This window comes from Ruegeria sp. AA3, assembly GCF_056542905.1.
This window is the reverse complement of the sequence record NZ_JBQGAQ010000002.1, coordinates 220,927-233,761: the sequence shown is the minus strand read 5'-3', so window position 1 is coordinate 233,761 and position 12,835 is coordinate 220,927. Positions and strand designations below refer to the sequence as shown.

The 12,835-nt window shown below is 54.2% G+C and carries 9 protein-coding genes; all 9 read right to left on the bottom strand.

All coding sequences use genetic code 11. The features are described 5' to 3' along the window. Positions 1 to 2: 2 nt before the first annotated feature. A complete protein-coding gene (locus ACR0JR_RS05635; RefSeq protein WP_170780407.1) occupies positions 3 to 782 on the bottom strand; it encodes a protein phosphatase 2C domain-containing protein in 780 nt (259 codons plus the stop codon). Then, positions 782 to 1,747 carry an FHA domain-containing protein gene (locus ACR0JR_RS05630; protein ID WP_480455355.1) on the bottom strand — a complete coding sequence of 322 codons (966 nt, stop codon included), beginning with the start codon at positions 1,745 to 1,747 and terminating at the stop codon, positions 782 to 784. Before ACR0JR_RS05630 ends, ACR0JR_RS05635 begins: the two co-directional genes overlap by 1 nt. Before the next feature lie 199 nt (positions 1,748 to 1,946). After that, positions 1,947 to 4,142, bottom strand: a complete 2,196-nt coding sequence (locus ACR0JR_RS05625; protein ID WP_480455354.1) for a serine/threonine protein kinase — start codon at positions 4,140 to 4,142, stop codon at positions 1,947 to 1,949. 340 nt (positions 4,143 to 4,482) lie between these two features. Then, positions 4,483 to 5,772 carry a dynamin family protein gene (locus ACR0JR_RS05620; protein WP_480455353.1) on the bottom strand — a complete coding sequence of 430 codons (1,290 nt, stop codon included), beginning with the start codon at positions 5,770 to 5,772 and terminating at the stop codon, positions 4,483 to 4,485. Further along, positions 5,769 to 7,811 (bottom strand): dynamin family protein, encoded by a 2,043-nt coding sequence (locus ACR0JR_RS05615; protein WP_480455352.1) that lies wholly within the window; start codon positions 7,809 to 7,811, stop codon positions 5,769 to 5,771. Before ACR0JR_RS05615 ends, ACR0JR_RS05620 begins: the two co-directional genes overlap by 4 nt. Positions 7,812 to 7,881: 70 nt before the next feature. Continuing rightward, the gene (locus tag ACR0JR_RS05610) at positions 7,882 to 8,730 is read right to left on the bottom strand and encodes a hypothetical protein (RefSeq protein WP_480455351.1); all 849 of its coding nucleotides are present in this window, start codon (positions 8,728 to 8,730) and stop codon (positions 7,882 to 7,884) included. 24 nt (positions 8,731 to 8,754) lie between these two features. Next, positions 8,755 to 9,156, bottom strand: a complete 402-nt coding sequence (locus tag ACR0JR_RS05605) for a hypothetical protein (RefSeq protein WP_010441394.1) — start codon at positions 9,154 to 9,156, stop codon at positions 8,755 to 8,757. A 25-nt stretch (positions 9,157 to 9,181) separates the two neighbouring features. Then, the gene (locus ACR0JR_RS05600; protein WP_480455350.1) at positions 9,182 to 10,825 is read right to left on the bottom strand and encodes a dynamin family protein; all 1,644 of its coding nucleotides are present in this window, start codon (positions 10,823 to 10,825) and stop codon (positions 9,182 to 9,184) included. An 8-nt stretch (positions 10,826 to 10,833) separates the two neighbouring features. Then, positions 10,834 to 12,834 carry a dynamin family protein gene (locus tag ACR0JR_RS05595; RefSeq protein ID WP_170780399.1) on the bottom strand — a complete coding sequence of 667 codons (2,001 nt, stop codon included), beginning with the start codon at positions 12,832 to 12,834 and terminating at the stop codon, positions 10,834 to 10,836. Position 12,835 lies beyond the last annotated feature (1 nt).

Genomic DNA, 12,835 nt, shown 5'->3' with positions numbered 1-12,835 from the left:
GTTCATGTCTGTGCCGGTTTAACCACGGCGATTGAAATATTGTCCTGATCCGGGTCTGCTTTGGCCTTTAGCGCCTGAAGAAGCGCGTCGGCGATATCGCGGGCCGGAGATTGATAATGAGTGCGCAGCAAAGTCTCGATCTCGGTGTTATCGAGATATTGCAGTCCATCACTGCCAAGGATCAGAATATCTGCCGACACCAGGTCTAAAGGCTGTTCCGGGCAATCAACCTTCGGGATTGCAGCGCCCATGATGACCGAGGTCAGCTGGTTGCGATCCGGATGCATCTGCGCCTCTTTTGCGCTGAGCAGACCCTGCGCGATCTGCGCATCGATCATCGGGGCCATCGAGTGGTCCTCGTTGATCTGTGACAGGGTATCATCGCGAAACAGATACAAGGGGCTATCGCCGATCGAAATCCAAAAGATCCGCTGTTCCAACATCAGCATGCCCAGAAGGGTAGAGCCCAAGTTGACCTTGTTCTCTTCGCCATGGCTGGCGATTGCGGCGTTAGCCTGCATTGCGGCCATCGGCAGAGCGTCGAGCAGTGCGCTCTGAACAAGGTCAGGCTCATCCAACTGGGCATCCATCGCGTCGCGCCAGGCAGAAATGATCAGCTGCGAGGCAACTTCACCTGCATCATGGCCACCCATACCATCGGCAACGACGACATATCCTGCATCCGCCGTATCAGAGACCCGTGCGGCAATCGCGTCTTCCTGCGAGTCGCGCTGACCCTGGTCCAGGATCAGGGCAATATCATATGCAGGGGTCGCCAGCATTAATCGGCATCCCGCCAGTCAAAGCCATCATCGCAGAAGGCCATGAAACGGATCGATGTCTCGCTGATGCGGATCGAGTCTCCGTTTGACAGGGCAATGGTGCTCAGCACGGGTTTGCCATTCAGACGGACCAGATTGGCCTTGCCACCATGACCCAGATAACATTTCCGATCCTCAGGATCATAGGCGATAACAGCATGGTTGCTGCGCGAGATTCCGGTATCGCCAAAGTCCAGCTGAATAGCTTGATCATCGTTCCGGCCAATCTGCATCAACCCTTCGGTTAATGTGATTGCGGCACCTCGGCCCGGACCGGCGGTTACAACCAACCATCCGACAGGGAAAGTTTGTTGCACGGCCTCGGCCTTTGCGACAGGTTCGGATGTTTCCATCAAGTCCTGAACATGCGTGTCTGCCCGCTCAAAGCCCAGGAAAGTGGTCTTCACACGCGAACGCCGGTCTTCTGCAGGCGCGGCTGGCGCATCAGGTTCAGTCACTTCTACAACCGAGACAGCCTCCGGTTCGGGTGCGGGCTCAGGCTCCGCAATTGCTTCTATCTCAGCTTGGGCTTCAAAGGCTTCCTCAGGCTCCGCAGTCGCAATTTCCGCGACGGCGGCGAGTGTCTTGTCGTCCTCGGCTTCATCCTCAGTGCTGAGATGAAGCGTCACGATTTGCTCGTCTTCGTCTTCAGCTTCCTGCAAGTCAGACGCTTCTTCTTCCACAATTTCTTCAACGATCTGATCTTCTTCGAACTCCGGCATAGGCTCTTCCGGGATCAATTCGTCAGATTCTTCATAGTTGTCTGAGCTCACGTTGCCACCAGCCAGTGCAGCGCGCAGCGCGTTGAAGTCGGCAATTGGCTCAGGCTTTTCGTCCTGTACTACGTCTGCTTCTACCGCTTCATCTTCTTTCGGTTTGCCGGCACCCTCGAGAAGCCGGCTAAGAGGGCTTTTGTATTTAAACATGGTGACGACACCTTCTTTGTTTTCTGTTGCGGGGATCAGCCCGCAGGATGGCTACTAACCGCTGCCTAAAAGGGCAGAGGCACTATTGAATAAGAAACAGGGAAACTCTTACTTCGCGACGGTCCGGTTCCCGACGGGGCGACGATGGAGATGCCGCCCCCAGTACACACACTGGCGATTTTCACATAAACCGGTTCAATTACTCCTGCGTTAGCTGCATAACCGCAGTGCCTTCTCCGCCATTGCGCAGTATGATCAAGCGCGCCTGGGGCTGATTGTCGGAAGCAAGAACAGCGAGAACGTCATCAAGACTTTCTGGCTGGTCGAGTGTAGTACCTGTCTGCGCTTCACGCAGAACAACATCACCTTTTTGTAAGCCCCCCACGCCGTTCTCCGGGACAGAGGCGACAACGGTTTGCCACCCCGCGTCACCTGCATGATGGGCTTTGAAAGTGTATCCGTTCTGCAATCCAAACATTCGGTGAGCAGGCAGTGCCAAAAGCCCGTTTTGTGCACGCGTCTGACCCAGTTCACGATAGCGCGCCGCAACACGGATATACCCGTCCGGATCGACCGAGAAATTATCCAGAACCTGTGAAACCAGAGTTGCGTCCGGGCGGATCGGCTCGCTGTTGAGTCTAAAGATCGTGGTCCCACGCTTCACCCAGTCGCCGATGACAGCCGTGTTCAGGTTCGCGTCGACATCATTGATCGCAATGACACTGCCTGTCGCACTGCGACGTTTGGAAATATCAAAGGGTACTTCAATATCCCAATGTCCAAAGGCCACTTGATTTTCCGCCAAAGTCACCGGTTCTGAAGTGTTCTCATCGTTCAGTGCTGTCTGTACCGCAGCCTCTTCGGCTTCATCTGAGGGAGCGGGTTCCGCGTCAACTGCAGCGGGCGCCTCTGATGCCACTTGTGTTTGCTCGACAGGATCTTCCTGTTTGGTTTCTGTTTCGACAACCGGTTCTGCCTGTGCATCTTCTGGGTCTGCCACTACGACCTCAGGCTCTGTGGCCGAGATAGTTTCAACCTGTAGCGGTTCGGTCTGGGAAACTGCGGCCTGCTCGATCGGCTCCGGCGTTGCCTCGATGGAGTCGGGTGTTACCTGAGTTGCCTCATGTGTCGGCTGATCACTTGACAACATGAAGTACCCACCGGCTGCCAACGCCGCCGCGACGACAACGGCACCTGCTATTACCTTGCCACTGCCACCTGAACCGCTTTTGATAACAGTATCTACTGCTGCGACGGCTTCGTCTTTGGGTGCAAATTTTGCGAGATCGTCTTCGGATTTTTCCTCATTGCCAAGCGCCAGATCAGAATTCCCTGCAAGCAAGGCAGTCACAACAGCTTCGGCATTCTCGCTTTCCGCTTTGATCCGTTCTTTTTCGGCCTGCTCGTCTTTACGATCCATGCCTACAATGACCGAGACCGGGCGGTAGGCGAAACTGTCGAACATCACCCCGGGACCACGGAACATGCGCAACCAGTCCAATGCGGTTTGCAAGCGGTCAGGGGTGTGAACCTCCATCGCCTTATCAATCGCCTCAAGGAATCCATCGGGATAGCCTTTGAAACGTCCGGCTAGCGGGATGTATGGGTCGTCTTGTCCGTTGTTGAATGCGTTCAGACGTGTCTGACCATCAATCGGCCGCTCGCCACCAATCGCGTGATAAAGGGTTGCAGCAAGCACATAAAGATCACTGCTAGGCCCTTGTTCCGCCCCACGCACGTAAAATTCGTGTGGTGAATACCCATCCTTGATCACGCGCAACGTCAACAGGGCCGCCGATTTGTTCGCTGCCTGTTCGCGTGCTGCGCCAAAGTCGATCAGAACCGGCTCGCCATTTTCGTCAATCAGGATATTGTCCGGCGATATGTCGCGATGCAACATGCCGCTTTGGTGAATGAACGACACCGCAGAAAGCATCTTTTCGGTGACCTGAACGATGAAATCAGGCCCGCTTTTGTTGTCAGGATTTTCGACATAGTCCAACAGATCGCAGCCACGGATCAGGTCCATAGCGATATAGGCGGTGTTGTTGTCTTCAAACACCTGATGCACGTCGACAATGTTTGGGTGGACTAGCCGCGCGTGGTTGCGCGCTTCCTGAATAAACAGATCGATAATGGCGCGAAGGTCATCTTTGTGGTCGGGGTTGGCGGCTTCGACCAGATCACCATTCCGCTGACAAAGTGCGCCAGGATAGCATTCCTTGATGACTACATCGCGATCCAGACTATCGCGTGCGAGATAGGTTATACCAAATCCACCGTTGCTTAGAAAACGGAGAATTTCATACTGACCGCGCAGCAGCTTCGCGCCTGGCTGCAATCCTTCGATCTGAGGTTCGTCGTGCGTTGTGCCGACAGCCTGGTTGTGGCTCATTTCTTCCCGCCCATTCTACTCGTTTTTTGCGGCTTAGATAACCAGGGCTTTAGCCCGCGAACTCACAACCAAACACAACCGCAGGACACTTTAGACGGTTAGACGTTTCAAATTTGACTTTATTTGGGCCACCTGATGGCTTCACTAAGGATCAAAAATTCAGAAATCGCACATATAGAAGCGCCTAACGCTTTGCATACAATATAGTGTATTCCTAAGGTGAGTTAATCGGATTCTATATCTTCAAAAACCGCGCTTGGTCCACGAAATCGAAACAATAGCGCGGTGATTCCGATCCTTTCGAATCGCTGCGTTGCGGCTCAATTATTGCGGGAAAACCTTACGTTCCGGTTTTCGGAGGGGCAGACGCGACCGAGCTGCCGGCCCATGCAAGGTTGTCGCTAAGCTGTGCAAGGATGCTGATCGCGTCTTTGAGAGGTGCATCGCCACTCTCGAATTGTAGTAGCAACAGCAGGTCGGTTGCCTTTTCGAACTCAGCCGGAATCCAATCAGCCTCGGGGTCGATTTCGGATCCGGATTCCAACCTCTCGGCAAAATCCTCAACAATTTCCTGACAACTTTGCAGAAAGGCCGCAGGCTCGATATCCGAGCTTTCACGCAGGTCGTTGTAGATACTGGCTATGGCTGCAAGCCAATCTTCAAGAATTGGATTATCCAGAGGGGGCAGGGCGGTTTCTAAGCTTGATTGGACCGCAAAGCCATCAGCCTTAGCGTCACGTTCTTCTTCAACCCCCGTGAGTTCTTCCATATAAGGCAGAAATTCTTCGACCAAGTCCTTCTGAGCCGCTTCAAGATCATGGCGTCGATGGTCAGACGCAACACTTAGTACCTGTTCGGCCAAATTTTGGCCGCCACAGGTCTCCCAAAGATCAAAGTCAGGCTCGGGTTCCTGCTCCATTGCACGCACGGCAACCGGGGTGCCAATGGGTACAACCGCACGGAACAGATCACCTTTTTCTTTATTCAGTCGGGCAACAACCCGATCCAGTGAATCCCGAACCGGAGGCAAGTCGGCGTGGGTTACGGCCAACAAGCTGTTATCGCGCAGCTTCTGTGGCACCTGCGCCCACAAGTGCCGTTCAGTTTCGCGCCAGGCGTTGGTTCCGTTGGTACACCAAATGGCGCAGTCCACATACTCCAGCAATCCCAGTGTCTGCTTGTATGTATCATCCAAAGCACCGGCACCGGGCAGGTCGAATAGGGAGATCTCTTGTAGGTCAGGGGTATTCAACCCGACCGAGATGAAATCAGGTTCGTCAGCTGCGGCTTTTTCCAGCGCTATCCCTGAGTAGACCTTGGGTTCTTTGTCCCACCAACCAACAGTGGTTTCAGGTGTATCAGCGTAAGCGACGATAACCAGTGGCAGTTTCAGATGCTGCGGCCCGGTGGGCAGAATGTCAGCACCTGCAAGCATGTTCGCAAGGCTGGACTTCCCGGCGCCAAATTCCCCGGCAAAACCGATGGACACCGCGTTCGAAAGCCGCTCGGCATGAGCCAAGGCGCGGGAACGCATATCGTCCAGCTCAACCGACGAAGGGGCGCTTTCAGTTGCGGTCAGGAAACGCTCTAACTGGCGCACTTCCTTCTCGGTTCCGGGGAATTCAATCATTCTGCGGCCTCTGCCTGTCGAGTGTCCACGGGTGCGGTTCCATGTACCGCACCCAGTTCATCGCTGATGCGGCGGGCCTGGTCAACCGCACGTTGAGCGTCGGCACGAGCATTTGTATCGTCGGTTCCGGCGCGATGTTCCAGATGCCCGGCAAGTAGTGCCAAATAGTGATCCAGCACCGTTTGCATGCGCTCGATCAGATCGATTCTGGCGGTATCCACCAGATCGTCACCGATCATCTCGAACTCCTGTACGATCATTCTTTCCGCCCGGTTCAGAACGCTGCGACGCGAAATCAGTCGCGATAGCCATGTCACACGCAGTTCGACCGTAATACCCCGCGTCAATGCACTGGTGTCTGGTCTGAACCAACGCACCGCGCTGGTATTCATGCGATTGTCCACCGGCTCCTGCCAACCAGGCAGAGCACGCAGGGCAGCATTGCTTTGCATGTCGATCGCATAGAGCTCACTAAGCATGCGTTGACGCACCACCTGAGTCGCGCCCTGAACAAGCTCTCGCATCCGCTCGCGCAGCGGTGTGAAATTCAACTCGGTATCACCGTCTTTGGTCAACAGAGGGGATTGGCCATCGGGACCACGTACGACAATCGAAACGGCCTCGGCAACCGTGTCGTCCATTACGCCACGCAGATTGGCCAGCACGTCATCCATGTCGTTGGTGATCGCCCGGGATTTCTCTGCAATCAACGCGCGCAGATCTGTAAGTGTCTTGTTATTCTCTTCAACATTTGCCGTGTCAGGCCCGTCCTGCTCCTCAATCGCACGGAGCCTCGCGTTGCTGCGCTCAAGCTCACCCTGGGCAAAGCTGTTGAGGTGCTGCCAAGCCATATTGAGTTGTTCCTGACGCGGGCCTTCCGTCAGAGCTTTGGTCACATGGCGGCGCAAATCGGGCAGGCCCGACGCGATCATTGCGGCAAAACGTAATACGCCTTCGCGGCTGATAGGGCCGGGGCCTTGCTTGATCTCTTCGACGCCATCCAGGTATTGCTTCATCTGTTCAGGATGAGCCCGAAGCCAAGCGAGTATCTGATCGTGGTCAATGCCGGTTTCATCACCGGTCAGAGCGTAATGCGCCCATTGGGCACTGCCCATCAGGACATCGATATCCGAATTACCTAAAGCATTCTCAAGCCCGTCCAACACATCAGCGCGCACCTTCGTGGCATCCACGGCACCACCGCCCAATTCATCGACACGGTTGATGAAAACCACAATCTGACCAAGCTCTAGCGCTTGCATCAAACGGAACAATTTCAGATCCGCGCGCGACAACGCCTGATGCGCCGAAAGCACCACCACAAAGAAATCTGATTCCTTGAGGTATTGGCGCGAAATTTCCTCGCGGATCAGCAGCGGGTCATTGACACCCGGTGTATCGGTAACGGTTACCGGATACGGGAAATGGCCGATGTCAAAATAGACTTCGGCCTTGCGGGTGATATCGCTGTAAAGACCTCGGTCCGAACCGGGGTCATGTTCCCCTTCATCCGTTGGGTCATCTCCGGCACAAACATAACGTGCCAGATCGTCTGATGTTAGTTCATCGAGATCGTGATGCTGGCCCAACAAGTGTTTGTAGCTATCACCAAGACGCAGCTTGGCGCGGGTTTTCATCGCCTCAACCTGCTCTTCGATCATCTCGCGTTTATAGCTGTCTTCCTCGTCCGGGAACATATTGCGCAGCTCTTCGCCTTCAGCGATCAGAGCTTGCCATTGGCGATTGTCGAAGAAGTGAAATTCGGCACCCGATTTCCTGCCGGATGGATGGCCGAAATGCATGTCGGTGATCACAGTTGTCCAAGGGTTCACGTCTGAGGGTAGATATTCCGCCTGCCCGGTGAAACCATTGATCAAGCGAGATTTGCCAGCCTTGATCTGGCCTACGAAGGCGATCGAAGGCTTGAGGTTCGACAGATCGTCAACAATGCGTGAGATGAAATGACGTGTTTCGTCATTGCTCATCCCATTCATGTCTTCTGCGATGCGAATAAGCTCGCGGCGGTTTAACTCACTCATAAGATTTACCCTGGTAACTCGTATTTATCATCTAGCTTTGCAAAATGGACACTATTTGGCAGGAACGCGGTCATTCGACGGCGTTTTTCAAAGATTTCCACAGGTTGACAGCAGCGCCCAGCTTACGGGTGTCATGAAACGCGGCTGCAACGTCCTCATCATCGCGCAGGATCGCAAGGCCAACACCTTGACCCCCGGACGGTCGCAATACGATCAATTGCGGCTCTGACAGTATGTTAGATACATCTGCTTGCCAGCCGAGGAGATCTTTGGTGAAACGCGCCAAAAGGTTTTCGTCTGGATGCGTAGGCTGCCCTTCGGAACAAAGCCCATCAAATTTGACCTCATCGCTAATCAAAAAGCGTCCCAAAGCAAAGCGTTCAGAACCTTCATAGAATGCATCAGTTATCCCCGATGGGCTCTGTTGATCCGTTTCTGGTTCAGGTTCAGGGGTGGCATCCGGAACGATCGTCATACGCCGCTCATCCGGTAGATCAATATTTCCGCAAGCCGCCTCTACCTCAGAAAATGTTATGCCCACATCATCCGCTTCAAGCGCCGAATCCGGTCTGAGCGAAATCAACTCTAAAGGGCCGGGGGCGATCGCGATGTCAGAAACCAGTTGGGCTAGTCGGCCCGTCAAGTTTTCACGCGCATCGGTTTCAAAATCGGGTAAAGGCCCCGAAGCACAGCGAAAGACATCGGTGATCCGAGAGCTGTTCACTTCAACCGCCAGCATTCCTCCGTCGGCCGCCTTGAACTCTAGCCTCCTTGGCAGGATCGTGCCGCGAATAGCGTTCAGTACCTCACCTCGTCTTGCCTTCGCAGTTTCGCCCGACAGATATACTGCGGGAGATAAGCGCGCGACCGAAGATTGCCCGATTTCTTCGAGCAATTCGAGTATTTCGCCATCCATCATACCGTGAACCCCCTCTGGTTCCGTCTATACCGCAGCAGCCACCGAGCTGAGGCTGAGATGTGATTTTGTAAGCGCAAGCCCGGTATTCGCACTGTCGCGACAGATATAGCAGACCACGTGATCCGGGTATTTCGGCGTTCTCAGAAAGATATGTATACGATCATTGGCGAACACCGCGATTTCCCCAAATCCGGGGTGTTCCGTTTCATCTATCTGTGCCGTGCGCAACAATTCCTCAAAGCCTTTTGTACCCCGGCTTTGAAACAGGTTAGCAACTGAAAGCGCCAGATTTTCTAAAGCATCTGAACTCTCTCGGTCTGCAGCATCAATGCCCAACAGCATCCCTGTTTCCATATCAACATACCCGGCTGCAACGCAGTCGGGTATGGTCTCGATGGCCGAGGCTAAGGCGGATTCTATCGACATTCAGATATCCACCTCAAAGAATGTTTCAGATCGCATGCCATTCTGCTCCACCGTTTTTGCGCGCTTCCGACACCGGACGCATGCTGGATTCGCTATTGCGAGCGGTGTGCTCCAGCGCAATCTGATCATACTCGGACAAAAACGCAGCAAAAGCGCTTTTCAAGCCTTGGGCATCATCAGGCAGACTTTCCCGCGCTACGATCTCGCTCCACATCGCAGACGCGCTGAGTGGCGATTCCGAAGGCAGAACGCTTGGATCGGCTGCTTGTTCTTCAGATGCTTCTTCATTCGACTTCGCTTCGCCACTCAATTCAACCACTTTGGCTGGCGTGAGTGAGTTTGATTCCGGTTCCGGCTCGTATTCTTCTGTAGATTCCTCAGACTGCTCAGAAAGCAATGACGTAATCGACGAGATAGACACTTCGATGTCCGAACCCGCGCTCTCCTCATCGACCAAAGTCTCCTCGGATGTCGAGGCTTCTACCGTTGCATCTTGTTCATCTTCGGGACCGAGAATAATTAGCTCCGCATCCTCTTGGTCCTCTTCTTCATCCATGAAAGCAAACTCATCGACGTCATGGGTCGGGTTCGCCAAAAGGTTCAGATCCAGCGGGTCATCGGATTGTTCTGAGAATACAGAGCGCAGATCTTCATCAGCTGGTTCTGCTTCAGAGGTCATTTCGGCGCGCATCCGTTCTGCCTCGTCCACGTCAATTCGCGGGCGCTCAGCCTCTTCTGAGCGGCGTTCGACGCGGGCAGGGCGGATTGGAAAGCTTGTGACAACATCACTGTTCGCTTCAGCCGGATTGTCAGCCAGCGGATCCTGATGCACCAACGGCACATCTTCCATTCGGCTTTCCGGATGCAAATGGCTCACTTTTGGGGCTTCGGACAGGGAATTATCAATTTGATAGCGGGCTAGCATATCCGCTCGCTTGTCCATAATCTGCTCGGTGATCTCCAGGAAACTGTCGACCATCTTACCACCACCGCTGCGTGACCAAAGTTCGGCATCACCGGTTTTGTCACGGGCCATGATGGCATCACGGGCCGAGAACAGGATCGTGCGATTGAACAAATGACCCGCTTCGCGATTTACGCGGCGCAAGACCTTTTGCCTGTCTTTCTGATTCAAAGCATCCGCACGTGTCACCAGCAGCAGCGATTTATGCTGCAGCCTTTCCGGCAGCGAAACCCAGGTGGCACGTTCAGTCTCGCGCCAGGCTTGTGTCGAGTGGGTGCACCACAACACACCATTGGCTTGGCCAACTGCACGCTGCCAGACATCCGTCGAAATCTTCGGGTCCGAAATGCCGGGTGTGTCGATCAAGTCGACCGCCTCAAGAATATCGGCCTCAAGGAAGATGCGAATGAACTGGGCGTCGTTGACACCAACCTGGTCAAGCTGATCCAACTCGATATTTTGCGTACTGCCATCATGGCGTTTGATATAAGCGGGTCGATTGCCCCAGCTGAACCAGATCGGCGGCAGCTGCGTGGCTGTGACCTGTGTTGGCAGTGCCTGTTTGCGTAGCAGGAAATTCATCAACGTCGATTTGCCTGCACTGAATTCTCCCATGAGCGCAAACACGGGTTTGCGGCGGGACCACTGCTCGATGCGGTTCCATGTCTTGGGAGAGACGAAGCGGGTTTGTGAATTTTTTACCATAACTCTTCTTATGCTGCTTCGTTACTAAGGTCTTTCAGGATATCGCCCAGAATATCGTCGCGCGATTTCTGTGGCTTCTGCTCGGCGATCTGTGCCGCAGCCCTGTCAGGTGAATGCGAGATGCTGAGCAACGTATCTTTCTGCTCGACCATAAAGTCGGTCAGCGTAGCACGTACATTCTCCAGCACGGCGGCAATCTGGTTCTCCTCGATATCTTTGGTGATCGAGTTCGCCTCAGATGCGATCAAGCGCGTGTAGTCTGCGGCATAGGCCTCAAAGCCCTTTCGGCGTTGCCACCATCGGCGCCACCATGTGCTTTGCAGGTCCAGCGCAATAGTGCGCCCAATCCCGAGTGGCGGAGGCACGCGTGGCACGATCGGAGCTTCGATATTGAATTCACCCAAATGGTTGCCCAATAGTTTCTGGTACAGAGCCTCAACATCCGCCGCAGCAGCCGAATACAGCGCACCGGCTTCCTTGCGCATCGAACGGGCAAAGCTGAAATATGCGGCTTTCTGCAAAGTTCGCAGCCCGGCCGGGTCATATTGCCATGTACCCTGCTCTCCATTTTGCTCAAGATGTGAGATCAGAGAATCGGTCGCGCGCTTGACAAAATTCGCTTCTGCCGAGGCAAGTCGCTCCAGTACCTTGTCGCGCAGTTTGGTTGTCAGCTCGGAAGCTTTCTTTTCGTATTCGGCTGTAACCCTCGCAATCGCGTCTTCTGGCGACGCACCATCTAAATCCCGAACAATTCCATCCGAGTTTGATAAGGTCTTAGCAACAGCTGTCGCCCGAATCTGACTGGCGATATTGCGCGCCCGATGCCGGACGCGATCCAAAAGCCGCGTTCCGGCGCCTTCGGCAATACGCTCATTCATCGCGAGCAACAAATCGGGCAGGCCGGAAAGCGCCCAGATCTTGTCGAGTGACGCCGCCTGATCGCCGAAACCGGCAGCCAGGTAGAAAGTGTTCAATGCCTCGCGCGATTCTTCTGTCAGAATGTCCGGGTTTCCAGTGAGAGCGGCCTCAGCCCACAGGGCGCTGCCAAAGACAACGCTTGTGTTGGCGTCAATGTTGTTCTGCTTCAGAGTGTCCTGGATGCGATCGCGAATCTCGGGGACCTGATTGACCGGGTCAGACAATTCATCAATCCGGTTCACAAACAGAATGATCTGCCGGTTTTCGAACTGAGCGATAATACGCATCAGCGCCATATCCATCGTGGTCAGTGCCTGGCTTGCAGCCAATACAACTATGCAAACCTCTGACCCTCGCAGGCTGCGCAAAGTGATCTGTTCGCGCACCATGAATGTATCGTTCACGCCCGGCGTATCGCAAAGCTTAAGCGAAATCGGATATTGCGGGATATCCATAAACAGCTCTGCTGATTTTGTCACATCCGCAAAGCGGCCCGTCTTTGGGTCGATATCTGGGTCATCCTCATCCCCAAGACAGACATACCGTTGGACAAGTTCATCATCGAAATAGTCATACTGGTGACTTTGGCCAAGGATCAGGTCGAAGTGTTTGCCCAACCTTTGCTCGGACTTAAACTTCATCTCCCCGATCTGACGACGGATGTCATCCATCTCATCATCAGCACCAGCACGGTTTGCGAGTTCGCCCAGGCGACCGCCGCCAACCATCAGGTTGTCCCATTCTTCCTGCTCGAAAAAGGTAAACTTGGACTTGGTGCCCCCTTCAGTCCGGGTATTGATATTCAGCGTGGTCACCACAGACGTCCATGGGTTCACATCCGAGGGTAGCAGATTTGGCCGCCCCGCCAGAATGTTGACGATGGACGATTTCCCGGCCTTTACCTGCCCCACCATTGTGACGCTGGCTGAAAAATTCTCCATTTTAGTCTTGAGCGCAGCGAGCCTCGCGGAAGAACGCGCATCCGCTACCTCTGTCAGTTGGTCGATCTGCGTCGTCAACGAAGTCATTGTCTCTGTCATTTCGGACAGAGCCTCGTTTCCTACAGACAGAAGGTGGTCGTTACGCGCCATG

Coding starts and splice junctions, on each gene's coding strand:
- ACR0JR_RS05600 (WP_480455350.1), bottom strand. CDS start 10,825: ATGGTAAAAAATTCACAAACCCGCTTCGTCTCTCCCAAGACATGGAAC.
- ACR0JR_RS05625 (WP_480455354.1), bottom strand. CDS start 4,142: ATGAGCCACAACCAGGCTGTCGGCACAACGCACGACGAACCTCAGATC.
- ACR0JR_RS05595 (WP_170780399.1), bottom strand. CDS start 12,834: ATGGCGCGTAACGACCACCTTCTGTCTGTAGGAAACGAGGCTCTGTCC.
- ACR0JR_RS05630 (WP_480455355.1), bottom strand. CDS start 1,747: ATGTTTAAATACAAAAGCCCTCTTAGCCGGCTTCTCGAGGGTGCCGGC.
- ACR0JR_RS05605 (WP_010441394.1), bottom strand. CDS start 9,156: ATGTCGATAGAATCCGCCTTAGCCTCGGCCATCGAGACCATACCCGAC.
- ACR0JR_RS05635 (WP_170780407.1), bottom strand. CDS start 782: ATGCTGGCGACCCCTGCATATGATATTGCCCTGATCCTGGACCAGGGT.
- ACR0JR_RS05615 (WP_480455352.1), bottom strand. CDS start 7,811: ATGAGTGAGTTAAACCGCCGCGAGCTTATTCGCATCGCAGAAGACATG.
- ACR0JR_RS05610 (WP_480455351.1), bottom strand. CDS start 8,730: ATGATGGATGGCGAAATACTCGAATTGCTCGAAGAAATCGGGCAATCT.
- ACR0JR_RS05620 (WP_480455353.1), bottom strand. CDS start 5,772: ATGATTGAATTCCCCGGAACCGAGAAGGAAGTGCGCCAGTTAGAGCGT.